This window comes from Shimia sp. Alg240-R146, from assembly GCF_947331465.1.
In the GTDB taxonomy this organism is placed as follows: Bacteria; Pseudomonadota; Alphaproteobacteria; order Rhodobacterales; family Rhodobacteraceae; genus Shimia.
This window is the reverse complement of the sequence record NZ_CAMZOK010000001.1, coordinates 426,843-445,496: the sequence shown is the minus strand read 5'-3', so window position 1 is coordinate 445,496 and position 18,654 is coordinate 426,843. Positions and strand designations below refer to the sequence as shown.

24 protein-coding genes are annotated in these 18,654 nt (G+C 56.7%); 11 read left to right on the top strand and 13 right to left on the bottom strand.

Annotation, left to right across the window (positions count from 1 at the left end):
- Positions 1–96 precede the first annotated feature (96 nt).
- From PG871_RS02205 to PG871_RS02160, 10 genes are all read left to right on the top strand, one after another.
- Positions 97–591, top strand: a complete 495-nt coding sequence (locus PG871_RS02205; protein WP_270725528.1) for a flagellar basal body-associated FliL family protein — start codon at positions 97–99, stop codon at positions 589–591.
- 14 nt (positions 592–605) lie between these two features.
- Entirely contained in the window at positions 606–1,169 is a 564-nt protein-coding gene (locus PG871_RS20315) for a hypothetical protein (protein WP_443020455.1), read from the top strand.
- 29 nt (positions 1,170–1,198) lie between these two features.
- On the top strand, positions 1,199–1,843 hold the full coding sequence (locus tag PG871_RS02195; RefSeq protein WP_270725526.1) for a MotE family protein: 645 nt from the start codon (positions 1,199–1,201) through the stop codon (positions 1,841–1,843).
- Positions 1,844–1,901: 58 nt separating this feature from the next.
- Complete coding sequence (gene motA / locus PG871_RS02190; RefSeq protein WP_270725524.1) at positions 1,902–2,771, top strand: flagellar motor stator protein MotA; 870 nt, start codon at positions 1,902–1,904, stop codon at positions 2,769–2,771.
- Positions 2,768–5,047, top strand: coding sequence for a hypothetical protein (locus tag PG871_RS02185; protein WP_270725522.1), 2,280 nt, complete (start codon positions 2,768–2,770; stop codon positions 5,045–5,047). Before motA ends, PG871_RS02185 begins: the two co-directional genes overlap by 4 nt.
- Before the next feature lie 91 nt (positions 5,048–5,138).
- Complete coding sequence (locus tag PG871_RS02180; protein WP_270725520.1) at positions 5,139–5,606, top strand: hypothetical protein; 468 nt, start codon at positions 5,139–5,141, stop codon at positions 5,604–5,606.
- An 18-nt stretch (positions 5,607–5,624) separates the two neighbouring features.
- Positions 5,625–7,697 (top strand): flagellar biosynthesis protein FlhA, encoded by a 2,073-nt coding sequence (gene flhA / locus PG871_RS02175; RefSeq protein WP_270725518.1) that lies wholly within the window; start codon positions 5,625–5,627, stop codon positions 7,695–7,697.
- Positions 7,694–8,467, top strand: a complete 774-nt coding sequence (locus PG871_RS02170; RefSeq protein WP_270725516.1) for a flagellar biosynthetic protein FliR — start codon at positions 7,694–7,696, stop codon at positions 8,465–8,467. The genes flhA and PG871_RS02170 overlap by 4 nt, the downstream gene beginning before the upstream one ends.
- Entirely contained in the window at positions 8,464–9,555 is a 1,092-nt protein-coding gene (locus PG871_RS02165) for an EscU/YscU/HrcU family type III secretion system export apparatus switch protein (RefSeq protein ID WP_270725514.1), read from the top strand. Before PG871_RS02170 ends, PG871_RS02165 begins: the two co-directional genes overlap by 4 nt.
- Positions 9,552–9,974: a hypothetical protein gene (locus PG871_RS02160; RefSeq protein ID WP_270725512.1), complete on the top strand. Its 423-nt coding sequence runs from the start codon at positions 9,552–9,554 to the stop codon at positions 9,972–9,974. The genes PG871_RS02165 and PG871_RS02160 overlap by 4 nt, the downstream gene beginning before the upstream one ends.
- Positions 9,975–10,046: 72 nt before the next feature.
- Here the strand turns inward: PG871_RS02160 and PG871_RS02155 are convergent, their stop codons facing one another.
- Genes PG871_RS02155 through PG871_RS02115 form a run of 9 tightly spaced genes read right to left on the bottom strand, consistent with a single transcriptional unit; the run spans position 10,047 to position 14,625 of the window.
- Complete coding sequence (locus tag PG871_RS02155; RefSeq protein WP_270725510.1) at positions 10,047–10,553, bottom strand: flagellar basal body-associated protein FliL; 507 nt, start codon at positions 10,551–10,553, stop codon at positions 10,047–10,049.
- Between the two features lie 15 nt (positions 10,554–10,568).
- A complete protein-coding gene (flgH, locus tag PG871_RS02150) occupies positions 10,569–11,276 on the bottom strand; it encodes a flagellar basal body L-ring protein FlgH (RefSeq protein WP_270725508.1) in 708 nt (235 codons plus the stop codon).
- Positions 11,277–11,312: 36 nt separating this feature from the next.
- Positions 11,313–11,735, bottom strand: a complete 423-nt coding sequence (gene flgA, locus PG871_RS02145; protein ID WP_270725506.1) for a flagellar basal body P-ring formation chaperone FlgA — start codon at positions 11,733–11,735, stop codon at positions 11,313–11,315.
- Between the two features lies 1 nt (position 11,736).
- Positions 11,737–12,522 carry a flagellar basal-body rod protein FlgG gene (gene flgG / locus PG871_RS02140; protein ID WP_270725504.1) on the bottom strand — a complete coding sequence of 262 codons (786 nt, stop codon included), beginning with the start codon at positions 12,520–12,522 and terminating at the stop codon, positions 11,737–11,739.
- A gap of 12 nt (positions 12,523–12,534) precedes the next feature.
- On the bottom strand, positions 12,535–13,251 hold the full coding sequence (locus tag PG871_RS02135) for a flagellar hook-basal body complex protein (protein ID WP_270725502.1): 717 nt from the start codon (positions 13,249–13,251) through the stop codon (positions 12,535–12,537).
- Position 13,252: 1 nt separating this feature from the next.
- Positions 13,253–13,522 (bottom strand): flagellar biosynthetic protein FliQ, encoded by a 270-nt coding sequence (locus PG871_RS02130; RefSeq protein WP_270725500.1) that lies wholly within the window; start codon positions 13,520–13,522, stop codon positions 13,253–13,255.
- A complete protein-coding gene (gene fliE / locus PG871_RS02125; protein ID WP_270725498.1) occupies positions 13,522–13,815 on the bottom strand; it encodes a flagellar hook-basal body complex protein FliE in 294 nt (97 codons plus the stop codon). The genes PG871_RS02130 and fliE overlap by 1 nt, the downstream gene beginning before the upstream one ends.
- A gap of 12 nt (positions 13,816–13,827) precedes the next feature.
- Positions 13,828–14,214 carry a flagellar basal body rod protein FlgC gene (gene flgC, locus PG871_RS02120; protein ID WP_270725496.1) on the bottom strand — a complete coding sequence of 129 codons (387 nt, stop codon included), beginning with the start codon at positions 14,212–14,214 and terminating at the stop codon, positions 13,828–13,830.
- A gap of 27 nt (positions 14,215–14,241) precedes the next feature.
- Positions 14,242–14,625 (bottom strand): FlgB family protein, encoded by a 384-nt coding sequence (locus PG871_RS02115; RefSeq protein ID WP_270725494.1) that lies wholly within the window; start codon positions 14,623–14,625, stop codon positions 14,242–14,244.
- A gap of 85 nt (positions 14,626–14,710) precedes the next feature.
- Between PG871_RS02115 and PG871_RS02110 the strand changes: the two genes are divergently transcribed.
- On the top strand, positions 14,711–16,045 hold the full coding sequence (locus PG871_RS02110; protein ID WP_270725492.1) for a FliI/YscN family ATPase: 1,335 nt from the start codon (positions 14,711–14,713) through the stop codon (positions 16,043–16,045).
- Between the two features lie 63 nt (positions 16,046–16,108).
- Here PG871_RS02110 and PG871_RS02105 read toward each other — a convergent pair whose 3' ends face one another.
- The 4 genes from PG871_RS02105 to PG871_RS02090 form a co-directional block, all read right to left on the bottom strand.
- Entirely contained in the window at positions 16,109–16,894 is a 786-nt protein-coding gene (locus tag PG871_RS02105) for a DUF1217 domain-containing protein (RefSeq protein WP_270725490.1), read from the bottom strand.
- On the bottom strand, positions 16,894–17,295 hold the full coding sequence (gene flbT / locus PG871_RS02100) for a flagellar biosynthesis repressor FlbT (RefSeq protein ID WP_270725488.1): 402 nt from the start codon (positions 17,293–17,295) through the stop codon (positions 16,894–16,896). Before flbT ends, PG871_RS02105 begins: the two co-directional genes overlap by 1 nt.
- Complete coding sequence (flaF, locus tag PG871_RS02095) at positions 17,295–17,666, bottom strand: flagellar biosynthesis regulator FlaF (protein WP_270725486.1); 372 nt, start codon at positions 17,664–17,666, stop codon at positions 17,295–17,297. The genes flbT and flaF overlap by 1 nt, the downstream gene beginning before the upstream one ends.
- 80 nt (positions 17,667–17,746) lie before the next feature.
- A complete protein-coding gene (locus tag PG871_RS02090; protein WP_270725484.1) occupies positions 17,747–18,595 on the bottom strand; it encodes a flagellin N-terminal helical domain-containing protein in 849 nt (282 codons plus the stop codon).
- Between the last annotated feature and the right edge of the window lie 59 nt (positions 18,596–18,654).

The window sequence follows — 18,654 nt, the reverse complement described above, 5'->3', positions numbered from 1 at the left end:
ATCCAGCCACTCAGGGACTTCTTACGCATCCGACTTAACAATCGGTTAGTGAGTGTATGATTAGAAAAGCGAGAACAAAGAATTTGGATTCTCGCTATGACCGACTCAAACGTCGAGACTGAAGATGCGCCGAAAAAGGCATCAAAACTCCCACTGATCATCGGATTGGTGCTGGCACTGGTTGGCGGTGGCGGTGGCTTTTTCGCTGTCTACTCCGGAATGCTATTCGGCTCGGAGCCTGCCAGCACAGCCTCAGCGGAAACCGTTGAGACCTCTAAAGACGCCCTGCCCGACGTTGGATATGTGGCCTTGGCGCCTTTCATTGTTTCGCTGACGTCCGATGGTCCTGCCAGCCTGTTGCGCTTCGCCGCCCAATTGGAAGTGCCCCACGAGCACCTGGATGAGGTGGAACGCGTGAAGCCGCGCATTATCGACGTGCTGAACGGATATTTACGGGCGCTCAGCGCCGAAGACATCGAATCGCCTGACGCGCTGGTGAAATTGCGCGCTCAGATGTTGCGCCGTGTGCAAATCGTGACTGGATCAGAGCGCGTGAGCGATCTGTTGGTCATGGAATTTGTGCTGAGCTGAACGGGAGAATCCAAATGAATATGATCGCAGACATCCTGATGGTGGCTGGTGCGCTTGGTGCCAGCGTCTATTGCTACGTGCTGGCGCGTCGCCTTGCCAAGTTCAACGACCTAGAAGCAGGTGTTGGTGGCGCGGTTGCCGTTTTGTCGACTCAGGTAGATGACCTGACCCGCACCTTAAAATCGGCGCAGGCGACGGCGGGGAACTCCACCAAACAGTTGCAGGAATTGACCAAACGGGCCGAAGGCGCTTCCAAACGCATGGAGCTTTTGCTCGCGTCGATGCACGACCTTCCGGATCCCGAGGAGATGAAGGCGTTCCGCAAGGCAGAATCAACAACGATGTTCGTGCGTCACTCTGATGACAACGAATTTGGCACTCCGGTGGATGAACTCGAGACCAGCGCGCCTGAGAAAGACGCGAAAAAGGGCAAGCGAGGGCAGAACGCTGCCGACGAATCTATGGAAACTGAGGCCGCCAAACCCAAAGCCAAGCGGCGGAAACAGCGCAAGCGGCGCGTCAAAAAAGATGAACCCAACGGCGACGCGCAGAAAATGGCGTTCAAACGCGCCAGTTGATCTGAGCGAAAAGAAAAGGAGGCAGCACGATGTCAAAAAAGACCGCTGTCAAACAAAAATCTGAAAAAGGCGGGAAACGCGCTCGCGGCAAGTCTCAGGCGCAGGCCCGGCCTCCGCGTGGTACATTGCTTGTCGTATCTTCGTTTCTTGTGGCCTCTGCCGTCTTGCGTGTTGGCATCGGCGCAAGCGAAGCGATCGCGCGCGAAGATTTCGCGACGGAATCGCCCTTAGCGGCGATGTCTTCGCCACAAATTTGCGAACAATCCGAAGATTTGCGCGCGCTGATGGCCGCATTTGATGAGCGTGAGAAGCGCATTGAAAAGCAGGAAGAGGAAATCCGCAACCGTATGCAGGCATTGTCCATCGCGGATGCAGAGGTGGCCCGAAAACTGTCCGAACTGAAAACCGCCGAAGACCGTCTGCGCAACGTCATCGCCATGGCGGAATCCGCCGCGGATGACGACGTAAGCCGACTGACACGGGTTTATGAAACCATGAAGCCCAAAAATGTGGCTGCCTTGTTTGAGGAAATGGACCCCGACTTTGCCGCTGGCTTTATCGCCCGCATGAACCCCGATTCCGCTGCCGGCGTCATGGCCGGGCTGAGCCCGCATGCCGCCTATACCATCAGCGTGGTTCTTGCCGGCCGGAACGCAAATGTGCCCACGGAATAAAACAGTCTTAACCACTGTGTGGTTTGAGGCTGGATAAGATAGAACAGGAGACACCAGCGTGCTTGGTATCATTGGCATCATTGTCGTATTTGTGATGATTTTCGGCGGCTTCTTATTGTCCGGCGGCGATTTGGGAATCATCACAAAGGCGCTTCCGCTGGAAATGATGATCATCGGCGGCTCCGCTGTTGGCGCTTTTTTGGTGTCCAACTCGGGCGCGGTGGTCAAACACACGCTCAAGGACGTGGGCAAGGTTTTCAAAGGGGCACACTGGAAAGAAGAGGATTATCGGGATCTTCTGTGTTTGATGTTTGAGTTGATAAAACTCGCACGCAAGAACCCGGTCGCCATTGAAGAGCACATCGAGGCGCCCGCCGAATCGGATATCTTCAACAAATACCCAAAAATTCTGGCCGACAAAGAAGCAATCGCCCTAATCGCTGACACCATGCGCTCGGCTTCTATGAACTACGACGATCCCAACCAGGTCGAAGAAGTCCTGGAGAAGCGAATCGACGCGCATATTCACGATATGGCCCACTCGTCGCACGCGCTGCAGACCGTCGCGGATGCATTGCCTGCATTGGGAATTGTTGCCGCCGTTCTGGGTGTGATTAAGACCATGGCCTCTATCGATCAGCCGCCGGAAATTCTCGGTAAAATGATCGGCAGCGCCTTGGTCGGAACCTTCCTGGGTGTTTTCCTAGCCTATGGTCTTGTTGGTCCCTTCGCCACCAAGATCCAAAGTGTGGTTGATGAGGATGCGCATTTCTACAAGCTGATCCGTGAAGTTCTGGTCGCAAACCTGCATCAGCATTCTCCGAACATCTGTATCGAAGTGGGACGGCAGAACACCCCATCTCATAACCGTCCCGGGTTCAGCGAACTTGAGGAAGCCATCAAGTCGCTGAAGAAGGAGGCCGCATGACACGCCATTGGCTTGCCGTTTCATTTTTGGCTCTGGCGACCAGCGTGTCGGCGGAGCCGGTGCTGTTTCAGTCCGGGGAACACGTGGGGTTCACACGTCTCGTGGCCACCTTGCCCTCGGCAGACACGCAATGGCGTGTAACCGGCTCAGGGCGCGACTATACGTTCAAGGTTGAGGGCGACGATTTCACCTTTAACCTGGACGACATTTTCACGCGCATTCCGCGCACCCGACTGAGCAATCTTGTGGCAAGTCCCAAATCCGGCGAAGTCCATTTGCAACTGGGCTGCGATTGCGAGGTCTCAAGCGCCTGGTACAACGACCGGCATGTGATCATGGACATTCGCGATGCCACCGACGCGCGCGCCGTCGCGCCCATCCCTGCGAATTTCCTTTTGCAGATGGAGTCGACCGACAAGAAAGAGCCATACCGCTACACTTGGGCCGAAGCGACGCCTGTTCCAACGCCTCCTCTGCCAACACCGGTTGAGACACCTGAGGCCCAGGTCCCCGACCCGACGCAGAACTTTGAGGCCTATGTGAGCGATCAGGACAAAGTTAGCCGGGTCGCACAACAGGTGATCAATCAGATCAATCGCGCAACAGAGCAAAACCTGTTGGAGGCCCAGACGCAGAACCCTCAGACGCCGGAAGACATGACTTCTCCTGACGGCACGCCCCAACGTGCGCTAACTGACGGCCAAGCCAACGCGTCGCAGATGATGCGGAACCCTTTGAATGTCACCACCTACAATGCAATGGACGTGGCCGCTCAGGAGATCGCCACTGTGCTGGCCGGGCGTGCGGGTGCATCAGAATGCATTGCCGACGGCCGACTGGATATCGAAAGCTGGGCCGGAGAAACCGACTTTGCCACCGATCTGGGAAAACTCCGGTCCGGTATGGTGGGCGAATTTGACCTGACGTCGTCAGAGTCGATGACCACGTTGGCGCGGTTTTACATTGCCCACACGTTTGGGGTTGAAGCCGAACAAATCCTGCGCGGGATTCCCGACAACGACAGAGATCCCGTTTTGACGGCAATGGCGCAACTGGTGGAAACCGGCCATGTGACCAAGTTCAACCCGTTTTTCGATCAAGGTCACTGTGCCTCCAGCGTGGCGTTTTGGGCCGCCATGTCCGGGCAACAATTGTCCGGAAAAACAGCGGTGGACAGTGCTCTGGAAACGCTTGCCGGCCTGCCGGTGAATTTGCGGGAACATCTTGCACCGGTCTTGAGCAACAGGTTCGTCGAATTGGGCCATGTAGAAGCGGCAAGCCTTGTGCTCAATTCGATCGAACGGACAAACACAGACCCTGGTCCTGAATTTGATATGGCTCAGGCTGCGTTGCATGCTGAATTGGGCGAGACTGACGCCGCCGTTCAAAAACTGGAAAAAGTGGCCGCTCAAAACACAACATTGGCACCAGCTGCCGTTGTGGAATTGATTGCCTCGCACGTTGCGCAGGACACCGTTGTTCCGAGCGAAACGGTTTCGTTGGTGAGCGCATTGGCCGTAGAACATAAGGCGGGCATGATGGGGCCGGCTTTGCGAAACGCACACGCACAGGCCCGCATGCTGGCACAGGACTTCACTCCGGCTTTTGATGTTGTGGCAGAGATTGCCAAGATCGACGGTATGGACGCCGCCTTAAAAACCCGCAGCGAGGTCGCCAGCGCCCTGATCGACAAGGCGGAGGGATTCGATATCCTCACCTACGCCATCTCCCAAAAGCTGACAAACCCTGACATGCTTGCGCCTGAAATAGCCGTTACGCTGGCAGAGAGATTATATGCCCTTGGGTTTCACGATCAAACCAAACGTGTGCTGCAAGCGCTCCCAATTGAGCATGCAACGCCCGGGGTGCATCTGCTGAAAGCCAAGGTCGCTTTGGCAGACAAGCTGCCGCGCCGCGCAGAAGCTGAGTTGATGAGTATCACAGGATCAGAAGCCGATGCGCTGCGCGCTCGCGCACGTTCCATGGCGGGTGACCATCAGGCGGCAGCGGAAATCCTGCATGAGATGGGCGAAGTCGAACGGGCTGCCTTTGAGGCCTGGTTGGGGGGAGACCTCAGCGGACTAAGCGCGCTGGACCTCGAAGTCTACCAACGCATAGAGGCCATGTTGCAAGCTGCGGCCACAGACACCGCAGACAGCGACGCGCAAACCGGCGCTTTGACACGCAATCGCGCGCTAGTGAGCGACAGCAAAGACGCCCGTGACACCTTGAGCGAGCTGCTGGAATTGCACCGGGTGACAGAGCCGTCTTCATAAGCGGCTTCCGGCTCGGAAAGTCTTAACGGCGCTTACCAAATCTAAAGATTCCGCCATTAGGTGTTTCCTGAACTGGCAGAAAGCTCACGGGATGAAAAAGCAGAAGTTTTTCAACGTTTTGACGGCAGAAATCCGTCTTGCGTTACGGCGAATCGCAATGCGCTACGCCACCATTCTCAGGGGCCTTTTCTGTGCGCTGCTGAGCCCAACGATAGCGCAGGCGTCACATGGCGAAACCTGCGACCGCGTGGCGCGGCTTTACAGGGAAACCAAGTCTTGGGATTCTGCGGCGGCGGCCTATCAGTCCCGGACGCCGAAATATGCCAACAAATACAAAGCCCGTTACAGGCAAATCCTCGCAAATCTGCCTGACATTCCTGCGCTTGGCGTCGCAACACGCACCGCCAACAACGTGAATGCGCCACGACGAGAGGTTGCGCAACAGGTCAGCGTCAATGCATTTCCCTTGCTGCGCAAAGGCGCAGGCGTCTCCGGCATGGGATCCTTGGTCCCCTTGGGCAACGGCGAGAGCCGGCCCTTGTTTGGCGGAGGGGACTAAGCTGTGAATTCCAATTCAATGAAGGCCCTGTTCAGCCCAACCATCCTTTTGGCGCTCGCCCTGATGGCGATCATCGTCATGATGATTTTGCCGATGCCGTCGTTTGTGCTCGACGTTGGCCTCGCCGCGTCTTTTGCGCTGGCGATTCTTATTTTTACCGTGACCCTGTTCATCGAGCGTCCGCTCGATTTTTCTGCGTTTCCGACAATACTGCTGGCCTCCCTGATGCTGCGGCTTTCGCTGAATGTGTCATCCACCAAACTGATCATCGGACAGGGCCACACCGGCACAGATGCCGCCGGGGACGTGATTCAGGGGTTCGCTAATTTTGTCATGGGGGGCAGCGTTTTTCTGGGCCTCGTGGTGTTCGGCGTATTGCTGATCGTGAACTTCATGGTGATCAACAAAGGCGCGACACGTATGGCCGAAGTCGGCGCGCGCTTTGCGTTGGACGGAATGCCCGGCAAACAGCTGGCCATCGACAGCGACATGGCCGCTGGCGCGATTGACCACACCGAAGCCAAAGAGCGCCGTGAGCGCGAACAGCAGGAAACAACATTCTTTGGCTCGTTGGATGGTGCGTCGAAATTTGTCAAAGGTGATGCGGTTGCCGGTCTGCTGATCACGCTCATGAACCTTGTCATGGGTCTGGTGATGGGTGTCGCCGTGCATGGCATGCCGATGGGTCAGGCGTTTGAAACCTATGCCATTTTGACTGTCGGCGATGGTCTGGTCACGCAGATTCCAGCGGTCATCATCTCCATCGCAGCTGCATTGCTCTTGGCGCGTGGCGGCAACAGAGGCTCCACCGATACGGCCTTGGCAGACCAGCTTGGCGCCCACCCCGCAGCCATCGTTACGGTTGCGATTTTGATGGCCTTGTTTGCGCTGGTGCCGGGCCTGCCGTTCATACCGTTTATCGCCGGTAGTATCGCATTGGGCGCTGTGGCCTACTTCCGATACAAGAAAATCGAAAAAGAAGAAGAAGAGATAGCCGAAGAAGAGGACGCGCCAGTTGTCGCAAAAGACAAATCGATGGGCGACGTGCTGGATCTTGACGACATCCATGTCGAGTTCTCCACCGACCTGATCAATATGGTGCTTGATCCCGGCACTGGTCTTGATGCCCGAATTTTCAATATGCGCACCCACGTGGCGTCGACGTTTGGCCTGATCCTGCCGGAAATCCGGCTGACGGACGAACCGTCATTGCCAAGCGGATACTATGTGATCCGTGTGCAGGGCGTGGAGCAGGTGCGTGCGCAACTGCAGCCCGAACGCGTTCTGGCACTGGCTGGGAACAATCCGGCCGCGTTGCCAGCCGGTGATGATGTGTCCGAGCCAGTGTATGGCGCCCCTGCCCGTTGGATCGACACCGCGGCACAGGAAAAGATGGCTTTGTCCGGCATCACCATCGTCACCCCTGGCGAAGTCATGGCGACACATCTGCTGGAAACCATCAAAACCAACTTCGGCCGACTGCTGACGTTCAAGGCGCTGCGCCGCATTCTGGATGAAATGTCCAATCTGAGCGACGAGATGCGCGCCGCTGCGAACCGCAAATTGCTGGACGAATACGTGCCGGACAAGGTGCCTCTTGATCTGTTGCACCGCGTTTTACGGATGCTGCTGGACGAGCAGGTGTCTGTCCGCAATATGCCGCTGATTTTGGAAGCCATTGCCGAGGCCCGTCATTCGACCGCGTCGCCCGAAATGATTTCAGAACACGTGCGCCAAAGGTTGGGCTTTCAGCTTGTATCCGAACTCAAACGCGACGACGGAACCATCCCCTTGGTGCAACTGGCGCCGGAATGGGAAGACATGTTCTCCACCTACCAAGTGGATGGGGACAACGGCAGCGTGGATGTGGCCCTGCCGCCCGACATGTTCAACACCCTGGCGCAATCGGTGGCAGATCGTCTGAACGAAGCCGGTAACAGCGGCACCTTTGCCGCGCTTGTCACGTCAACCCGTCGCCGCAGGTTCCTGCGCACCGTGCTAAGCGCCAAAGGAATCGCCAATCCTGTCCTGTCGTTTGAGGAAATTGGCCTCGACGCACGGCCGGCCCTAGTGGGAGTCGTGACCACGTGATCGAAGAGGCCTACGTACTGTTGACCGCTTGGCAGGCCGCGCTTTGGCACGGCTTCTTGGTGTTCGTACGGGTGTCTACTGCGGTATCTCTGGTGCCGGCTTTTGGTCAGAATTTCGTGCCGCCGCGCATTAAGTTGGGTGTGGCGTTTGCCTTTACCATGATTGTGGCCCCCGCCGTCCCCGCCTTTGACGCGCCGGAACCCACTTTGGAATCGACCGTCTGGTTCTGTCTGACAGAGGCCTGTGCCGGGCTGATCATAGGAATAAGCCTGCGCATGTTCATTCTGGCCTTGCAGACGGCAGGCTCCATTGCTGCGCAATCGACGTCGCTGGCCCAACTGTTGGGCGGCGCGGGCGAACCGATGCCTGCGATCGGTCACCTGCTAATGGTGTCCGCAATTGCTCTGGCCTTTACCATGGGCATGCACGTGCATCTCGCGGGTATGTTCATAGGGTCCTATATGCTGTTTCCAGCCGGGGTATTCCCTGCGGCGGAGATCCTGACCGAATGGGGCGTGTCACACATTGCATCCGCCTTTGCGCTGGCGTTCAAACTGTCCGCGCCGTTTATTCTGGTTTCTGCCCTCTACAACCTCATGCTGGGCGTGATCAACCGCGCCATGCCGCAGTTGATGGTCGCCTTTATTGGTGCGCCCCTGATCACCTTTGGCGGCCTGTCGATCCTGATGCTGACCGCCGGCACAATCATCACGGTTTGGTGGAACCTGTTTGAGGCGTTCATGATCAATCCAGCGGAGGGCATGCTGTGAGTGGTCAGGAGGACGACGATACCGACAAGACGTACGACGCGACGCCCAAAAAGCTGGAAGACGCCCGAAAGAAAGGTGAGATCGCCAAGTCACAGGATGTGTCGGTGGTCGCGGCTTACATGGGCATGCTGCTGGTGATGATCGGTTTGGGCGCGTCCACGATTAACGCCACCGGTGAATCGCTGATGGTGCTTCTGGATCAAGCCGAATCCATCGCGCCGCTGTTTTTTGAAGGCAGTCCATCCGCACCTTTTAGCGGCGTTATGTGGCAAATGGCAGGATCTGTTGCGCCTTTGTTTATTGCCCCGATGGTGGCGGTGATCCTGAGTTTGGTGCTGCAACGCGCTTGGGTGTTCACGCCCTCCAAGCTCAAGCCAAAGGCCAGCCGGTTGAACCCGATTTCAAACGCCAAAAACAAATTTGGCCGCACCGGCCTGTTTGAGTTCGGAAAAAGCTTTGCCAAACTGGTGATCTACTCAATTTGCCTTGGCTTTTTCCTTCGGGCACGGCTGCCGGAGATGGCCCATTCTATTCAACTCGATCCGGCGATGGTGCCAGCGATGCTGGGTCGCGTTCTGGTGGAGTTTCTGACAATTGTGGCAATCGTCGCCGCGCTGATCGCTGCGATCGACTACATGTATCAACACGCTGAATTCATGCGCAAAAACATGATGTCGCGCAAGGAGCTAACCGACGAGTCCAAAGAGGCTGAAGGCGACCCTTATATGAAGCAGAAGCGGCGCCAAAAGGGGCAAGAGATCGCCAGCAAACAGATGATCGCGGATGTGGAAACAGCGGACGTGGTCATCGTCAACCCGACCCACTACGCGGTGGCGTTGAAATGGAGCCGCCTGCCCACAGAAGCCCCGGTTTGTGTGGCCAAAGGGGTGGATGAAATCGCCGCGCGCATTCGGGAAAAAGCCAATGATTGCGCCGTGCCGATCCACAGTGACCCGCCAACCGCACGGGCACTGCACGCGATTGTCGAGATTGGTCAGGAAATTCCGCCGGAAAACTATCGTCAGGTGGCGGCGGCCATTCGGTTTGCGGACGAAATTCGCCGCAAAGCACGGGGGCGTGTGACATGAGCGACGATCTGAAAGACCTGCAGACCATCACGCAGGCCAACTACCAGAAAGCGCAGACGTCGATGCAATCCGTGCAACTGGAGGAATCTCGCCTGCGCAACCTGCTGGCCGAGCTGACGGACAAGGAAAACACGGGCCGCGAAATGATGGCCAGCGACAGCGCGTTGCAACGCACCGGAGCGGACGAAAACTGGGTGCGCTGGATCGCGCGCAGCAGGCGCATTCTGAACATGCAACTGGCCAATGTGATGGTCCGCAAGGAGGCCGCTTTTCGCGAGCTTCAGGCGCATTTTGGCAAGGCGGACGTGATGGACAGACTATTGGACGATCAGATTCAGACCCAACGCGCACAGCGGCAAGCCAGGTTGGTAAACTCGATCTTGGACCTGGAGTTGAGCAGCGGACAGCCAAGCCGGTAGACAGCCGGCAGCAGCCGACCGAGTGAGACCCGGTGGCTGCAGTTTCAGCAATCACTGCGTATTTGTCGTGGTCTAGGACAGATCCTGTCGGGTAATTTCCACGACAATTACATCCGTGATGTCGTCGCCAAAAATCGACTGTGCAACTTCAAAGAAGTTACGGCGCAGCTTCATCAATCGGCTGGAATTGGTGAAAGCACCGTCAAAGCCCCCGACATTGGCATAATCAAACATCACCTGCAGCAAGGCTCCTCTCAGGCGAGGTTCATTATTAATGATTTTCTCTTGAACGCCCGGCTGTGTTTCCAGCGCAAGACTGACCAGCACCAATGACCGCATTTTTCCGTCTTTAACAACCGGCACAATGAACTGATCTGACAGCTTCATGTAGTCAAGCGACTCGTTGATTTCACCAGCAATTGGCGGCACTTCTGAAAGCCCGGCCTCGGCCTCCGCGTGAGCGTCAGCATCTACCTCGGTGGCAGCCGAGATTTCGGGCTCAGGCCTCAGCATAATGCCCGCACCAAGGCCGACACCGATGCCGATCACGGCAAAAATAACAGGGAGCAGTTTTTTCATTTTTCCGGGCTCCGATCAGAAGGGCAACACGATATCAAGCACCTGCTGACCAATTCTAGGCTGCTGCATGTCGGTAATTTGACCACGGCCACCGTAAGACACGCGCGCGGATGCAATTTTTTCAATTGGGATCGAGTTCTGGCGCGAGATATCCTCGGGGCGCACAAACCCAGAGACCAACAGTTCACGTAGCTCAAAGTTCACACGCACTTCTTGAGATCCCTGAATTGACAGGACGCCATTGGGCAAAACATCGACGATCGTCGCGGCCACTTGCAACGTAAGCTTTTCGCTACGTTTAACCGACCCATCGCCGCTGCTTGAACTGGAGGATCCAAGCTCCACCGCGTTTGCCATGGATGCACCTTCCGGCAGCACACCATCGACCCGCTGTGGAATGCCGAAAAGTTGTGGCACTGACATGCTTTCAGAACCTGACCGGCTGCGTTCAGTTTGGTTATCGATCGAGGCGTTCTCATCCATTTCGACAACCACCGTCAGAATATCACCTCGGCGCATTGCGCGACGATCACCCAACAGTGATTTCCGATTCCGGCTCCAGAGAGACGCCTGATCGGTGTTGCGAGCAACACGCGAGGTTTCCGGCAGAGGAGGCGTCATCATAGCGTATTGCTCCGGCGACTGTTGCACTGGGGTCAGCGTCGGAGGCTTGCCCAGGTGATCAGTACGCCCACAAGCCGACACAAACAGAGCCAGACCCATCAAGAAAATTGTCAAATATCGCACGGTTTCTACCTTCTATTTTGACACTCGGACTGTTCCGTCCGGCATAACTGTTCCCGTCACTGTTGACCGCGACCCCATGTTCATCACACGAAGCTGCTCGCCGACGCCTGCGCGGTCCAAGGCGCGCCCCTCGGTCGCGATCTGAAGGCCGCTGCCAGCAAAAATCAGGGCCACGATTTGGTTGCGATCCACCAATGCGGGCGGTCCCAAGTCGCCCTGTTTGATCGGACGCCCGGGGTACAAAGATTTGCGGGCCTCTTGTCCCAACACCTGAGCCGGGTCGTCGTAGACCCCCTGGGCTGTGCCACGTTTGACGCCAATGACGTCTGGCGTGATGATGCTGTTTGCGCGAATGATCTGCGTGGCGACAATGATGTCGGCGGAGGCCGCCGAAGCGCCAAAGATCATACTCAAGATGACAAAAAGCCGTTTCATATCACCGTACCTGGGTTGTGGCCGAAAGCATCTGGTCGACGGCGGTGATGACTTTGGCATTCATTTCATAGCCACGCTGGGCCTCGATCAACTCAGTGATTTCACGCACGGAATCCACTGAGCTGCTTTCCAAATACCCTTGATTAAGCGTGCCCAAACCGTCCTCTCCAGGATCCGCCACAAACGGAACACCAGAAGCCTCGGTCTCGCGGAACAGGTTGCTTCCGATGGCCTCAAGGCCCTTCGAGTTGGAGAACCCAACAAGCGTGAACTGGCCCAGCAGTTCCGCCTCAACTGAATCCGCGAAATAGGCGTAGACCTCGCCGTCCGCATTGATCGAGATGCTGCGCGTGTCATCCGGAATAGTGATTTCCGGCGCAACCGGGAAACCGTCATTGGTCACGATAAGCCCGTCACCACTGCGCTTGAACCCACCGTCCCGGGTGTATCCGGCTTCGCCGCCAGGCAAGACAACTTCGAAGTAGCCGTTGCCCTCGATGGCGATGTCCAGATCGCCTCCGGTTTCTTTCAGTGCGCCCTGTTCGAGGTGCAGTGAGATCGCAGCGGCGCGCACGCCAAGACCAACCTGAACACCGGTAGGCAGAACCGCCCCGTCCGCAGAGCTGACGGCGCCGGCACGTGACACCTGTTGATAGTGCAGGTCGGCGAACTCGGCGCGTCGGGCGTTGTAGCCTGTCGTCGACATGTTCGCGAGGTTGTTGGAAATAGTTTGAACGCGCAATTGCTGGGCGCTCATCCCGGTTGCCGCAATTTTTAAAGCTTGCATGATGAGTTTCCCTTACTTGCCCACAAATGCTTTCAACGCCTCACGGACCCGCTTGTCTTCGGTGTCCATAAAGCTTTGACCCATTTCATAGGCGCGCTGCACCTGGATCATTCGAGTGATCTGATCGATCGGATTGACGTTTGAGTTTTCCAAAAAACCCTGAAGAACACGGGCGTCTTCCACCACTTCGGAACCGTCAGGAGATTCAAACAAAACTCCGGTTTCGCGGTTCAGCATATTGCGATCCACAGGTTCAAACACGCCGATTTGACCCAACAACTGGCCATCGGCGCTGATCGTGCCATCAGGGCCGACATCAACCGACGCGGCATCCGGCGGGATGAAGATTGGCGCACCGCCAGCGTCGAGCACCAGGTGCCCGTCGAAGTTGACCAGGTCACCCTCGGCATTGGGGGTAAAATTACCTGCTCGGGTCAAACGTTCGCCGTCCGGGGTCTCCACCATGAAAAACCCGTCGCCTTCGACCGCGAAATCAAAGGTGCCGCCAGTTTGCGTCATCGCGCCCTGCACCATCGAAGTGGTTTGCACGTTTGCCTTGGCCATCGACAGGCTTTCGTTGCCGGGAATGGCGTGCACAAATTCAGTGAAGGTCACACCTTCGGAACGATACCCGGTGGTGGCCGCATTCGCGATGTTGTTGGCGATCACCGTCATTTCGCGGTTGAGACCGGATTGGCGTGTCAGTCCTGTATAAAGTGCGTTGTCCAATTTACCCTCCGATGATCATTGGAATGATTTGGTTCTGAAAAAAGGACACCAAAGACTGCGCCATGAAGCCCATGGACACCCAGAAGACGATCACGATGCACAACAGTTTGGGCACAAACGTCAGCGTCATTTCCTGAATCGACGTCAGCGCCTGAAACAGGCCGACCGTGACACCGGACACCAGCGCAACGCCAAGGATCGGCGTTGAAATGATCACCGCAACCCACAGCCCCTGACGAAGGGTGTCAAAAAAGATGGCTTCCTGTAGCATCAGACCGGCATATTCAGAATTTCTTTGTAGGCTTCGACAACCTTGTCGCGCACGGTCACCGCGGTTTCGACCGCAAGTTCGGTTTGCGCTAGGGCCTGCACAAGCGTGTGCGAATCTGTCTGCCCAGTCATCGAGGCCATGGCCACGGTTTCGCCTTCGCGCAGGGTGGCCGCAAATTCCTTGGCGAACCCGGCGAACGCGTTCTGAGAGGTTTCTGCGCCACCTTCGACAGGGCCTGTAGCCGGTTTGGAGGCGGTGTATTTCTGGGCCGCTAGGACGGTGCTGACTTCCATGATCTCGTCTCCTTATTTACGCAACAGATCCATCAACCCGGCCTGCATTTGGCGGGTTTGATCGAACATTTTGAGGTTGGCTTCGTAACTGCGCTGCGCCTCGCGGGCGTCGGCAATTTCAACAATCAGATCAACATTTGATCCGGAATAATGACCCGTTGCGTCCGCAAGCGGGTGGCCGGGATCATAAATCTGCGTGCGCTCTTTTTGGTCAAGACGCACTGGCCCCACCTTCACGCGTGCGCTGTCGTCAGCCATCGTAGCCTCAAAGCTGACTGTCTTGCGGCGATAGCCGGGCGTGTCAGCGTTGGCGATGTTTTCGGACGTATGCCGCAGCCGCGCAGATTGCGCTCTCAAACCGCTTGTGGTCACGTCCAGTGCCGAAGAAAAATCACCCATTTCTTGGGTTTCCTTTGTCGAAAGTGCTTAGCGTCCAAGCGAAGTGCGGATAACGCCAAGCGAATGTTTGTAGATGGCCAGCGCGCGGTCGTGCTGACGTTTGACCTCAACGGATTTCAGCATCTCTTCTTCCAGAGAAACGCTGTTGCCGTTGGGAGAGGTCTCGAGTTTTGACTCAAAGGGAGAGGCAGAGCGTGCTTCGAGCGCACCGCCGGTGTGGCCTTCGCGGGTCACGCGCATGGCCGAATTGCCCTCTTGCGATCGATACACCTCTTTGAAGGGGGCGATATCGCGCGCTTGATATTTGGGCGTATCCGCATTGGCCATGTTCTCGGCCACCACCGCTTGGCGGGTCGCAGCATGCGTCGCCATGGCGTGTGACGCCTTGAAAATTTCCAGTGATTTAAACAACAGGGTTTCTCCCTTGAGTGACTTAAACCTGACTTAACCCTGATTCCTTTAGAAAGTGTTTGCGGAGACTGGATTGGAGAACCCAATGGGCGAAATCGGCTTTAAAAGTTTAAGTGCAGAACTCGAAAGAGTTAGTAAAACCAAAGATATAGGTCGGGTGTGTGCGGTCGAGGGCAACCTGCTGCGCGTCCGAGGGCTTGGTACGATCTCTCGAATCGGTGACTTGCAGGAAGTGCACCTGCACGACGGAAATGTCATCTCCGGCGAGGTCATTCAGCTGCACGGCAGCGAAGTCACAATGATGCCCGATGTTGCGCCTGATGGTGTGGCAATCGGTGACCGCGTGGTGTTGCGTGATCAGATCGGGATTGCGCCTGCTGACAATTGGGTTGGGCGCATCATTGATCCCTACGGCCGGCCGCTTGATGGCAAGCCTTTGATGCGTGGTGCCACGATGCGCAATTTGAAAAACGCACCGCCGCCGCCGGCCGAGCGACGGGGGTTGGGTGCACGCCTTGAAACCGGGATGTCGATTTTCAACACGGTGCTTCCGCTGGTTCGCGGACAAAGGATCGGTTTGTTTGCCGGATCCGGCGTCGGCAAATCCACGTTGATGGGCCAGTTTGCCAAAGATATGGAAGCCGACGTTGCGGTCATCGCCCTCGTCGGCGAACGCGGCCGCGAATTGCGCGAGTTTGTAGAGCATGTTCTTGGCCCTGAAGGGCTGGCGCGGTCTATTGTTGTGGCCGCCACATCGGACCAGTCACCGCTGGTACGCCGCCGCTGCGCCATGGCGGCAATGAGCGTCGCCGAGCATTTTCGCGATCAAGGGCGACATGTGGTCTATATGGCCGACTCCATCACCCGCTTTGCCGAGGCGCACCGCGAGGTGGCCGTGTCCAGCGGAGAGATGCCGGCGCTGCGGGGGTTTCCCCCATCAACGTCCCACATGATCATGTCGCTCTGCGAACGCGCCGGCCCCGGGCGTGACGGTCAGGGCGACATCACCGGCATTTTCAGCGTGCTTGTGGCAGGCTCGGATATGGAAGAACCGATTGCCGACATTCTGCGCGGCGTTCTGGACGGGCACGTCGTGCTGGATCGCAAGATTGCCGAACGTGGGCGTTTTCCTGCGGTGGATTTGCTGCGGTCCGTGTCGCGCAGCCTGCCCGCCGCAGCAAGCGCGCCGGAAAATGCCTCGATCGGCGAGGTGCGGCGCTTGCTGGGCGCCTACGAACAGTCCGCCACCATGATCCGCGCCGGCCTCTATAACGAAGGATCCGATCCGGTTCTGGATGTTGCGATCAAGGCCTGGCCGGAGCTCGACAATTTCATGAGCGGCATGGACAGCCCGTCGATTCAGGACGCGTTCAACCGGTTGAACCTCGTGCTTCGGCGATCCGGAGCGCGGGTGACATAAGAGCGCTGAACAAAAAACGCGCCCGAAAGGGCGCGCTTTAACCGGTCGAAAATGGATCTGACGTCAGAATTGCAACAGCTGCAGCGCAATCTGCGATGAACTCTGAACTTCGAAATCCTTAATCTGTGACATCAGCAAGAACCGCTGATTGAGCTTTTCCAGCGCTTCCGGATCAGCAAACTGCGCAACCTCGCCATCCCCCATGAGGCTGGCGGTGCGTTTGCGCAGTTCATCAACCTGTTTGTCGATATCGATGGTGGCAAACGAACTCGGCAGCCCAAGAGCGGTTTCAAAAACCGCGCGCAGTGGTTCCGATCCAAGGACCGTATACCACATCGTGTTTTCGCTTTTGTCGCTCTCGGCGATTTTTGGCAATTCGCGTTCAAAGTTCAGGGCAAGACGCAGGTTTTCGTCCGAATTGCCAACAGCCGCCTCAAACGCGCGTTCATTGTATTTGCCCGTGATGTCCGCCGCGAAGGTGGAGAGCACCGTGTTGGGAACATCAAAGTCGCCAAATCCAAACGCCTTTGAAAACTCGGCATATTTTGGATCCGCCAGCTTGTTGGCCAGGGCCTTGTCGTCAATCGTGCCCTGTTCGAGAATCTGTTGCACAAAGAACTTGTTGTTCACCTCGGATTCCAACCCGAACGCGCCCAGCGCCACTTTGAGAAGGCGATAATCGCCCACAAGGTCTTCGGCCGTTTTGATATCGCCGATGTTGGCCGCGAAGTATTCCGCGTCATTGACGATTTCAGCAGATTTTTCAAACGCTGCGGTCTGCGTGTCCATTGTTCGTTTGAGCAATGACCACGCGGCAAGACCGGAGCCGACGACCATGGGCTGATACATTACTTGGCAACCGCCATAAGGCGCTCCTCTCGAGGCAACAGAACCCGCAAAGCCTTGAGGCTCTGATAGTGACGCCCCGCAATGACGGCTTCGGTAGCGACGGCAAGCTGTTTACGGCTGTCTGCGTCGGTGAACACCTGACTCAGATCTTCGATGTGGCGCAGCAGGGTGCGCTCGACGTCTTCTGCTTCAGAATCGCCGGACAACACCAGCTGCAGCGAATAACACGCGCGGCGGACAGGTGTATTGGCCTGTTCCGGGTGGATCGCGTCGCGCAGGCGCAGGATGTGCGCGTTTGGCGTCATGATCGACAGGCGACCACGGCGGTCACCGTTTTCAATCACCGCGCCGTTCACCAGCACGCGTTCTTTGGGGCTCAGTTTTAAGACCAGACCACTCATTATTTCACTCCGCCTCGCAGACCGCGCATCACAGCGGTGTTAATTTCGACCAGGGGCGCGACATTCGCCTCTCCGGAAAGCACTTTGGTTGTGTGCTGCCGTGTAAACTCTGACAGATAGGCAAGCTTATCCTTCAGGTCCTGGGGGATGGGGTTATCTTTGTTGGCCAGATCAACGTTAAACGTCGACCACATAAGCCGGTTCTCGTGCAAAGCAGATGCGAGTTCGCCGAAAGCCGGTTTGCCCTTTCTGCTTATTGCAATCATGCGACGGGTCATCTGACCCAACAATTCGTATTCAGTTTCTTTGAATGACCGCGTCGAAGTTTGCGCCGCGCGGTAGGCATTCCTGGCGTTAATGGCAGCGTTCACGTCTATGCCCTACCTTCTGGTTATTTTATGGGAATAGGGGGGTGGGTCGGGGCACATTTTGCGCCCCGACCCTCAACGCGTTAGCGGAACAGCGACAGAAGCTGCTGCGGTGCTTGGTTGGCAATCGACAGCGCCTGTGCGCCAAGCTGCTGCTGAACCTGAAGCGCCTGCAAGCGTGCGGACGTTTCTTCCATATCCGCGTCAACAAGTGCGCCAATACCCGAGGACAGGCTGTCTGCCAGTTTGGAGACGAATTCACCTTGGTCGCTCAGACGGCTCTGCGACGAACCCAATGCTGCGGCGCCGTTAACGGCAGTTTGCAACAGGGCTTCGATCTCAGTGATCGCCGTACGGGCAGTCGCACCATCGGTGATGGCGGTCAGGCCCGCGTTTGCGGTTGTTAGGGAACCCTCAAAGTCAACGCCGGCAACTGCGATTGTCGATACGGTCGGTGCGGCTGCGCCGACACGGTCAATCGAGGAGATCACGTCAATACCGGTACTACCGGCACCGTCAACGTCGGTCGCCAAAAGGTTCACGCCGTTAAACTGCGCGCCACCAATAATCGAATCAATCTGAGCATGCTTTGCAGTGATGTCATTTTGAATCTTGGCGTGATCAACGTTGTCACCGGACGCCTGGATGGCCAGATCCTGCATTTCAGTCAGCAGCGAAACCATCTGTTCCGACGCATTGGATGCGACGGCTACGGTTGCTTCGCCCAGCGACAGCTGGTCACCGATCTGTTTGAAGGAGGACTGATCCGATTCCATGACTTTGGACACGGCCCAGATGGCGGCGTTGTCGGATGCAGAGTTGACTTTTTTACCGGTCGAAATCTGCGACTGTACGTCACCCAGGTCATTGTTGATGGATTTCAGGGTCTGCAGCGCAACCATTGCGCCGTTGTTTGTCAGAATGCTGGACATGGCATTATTCCTTTAAAAGACGATTTTTCGTCGTGTCATGTTTGTGCGCCTCGGAAGAC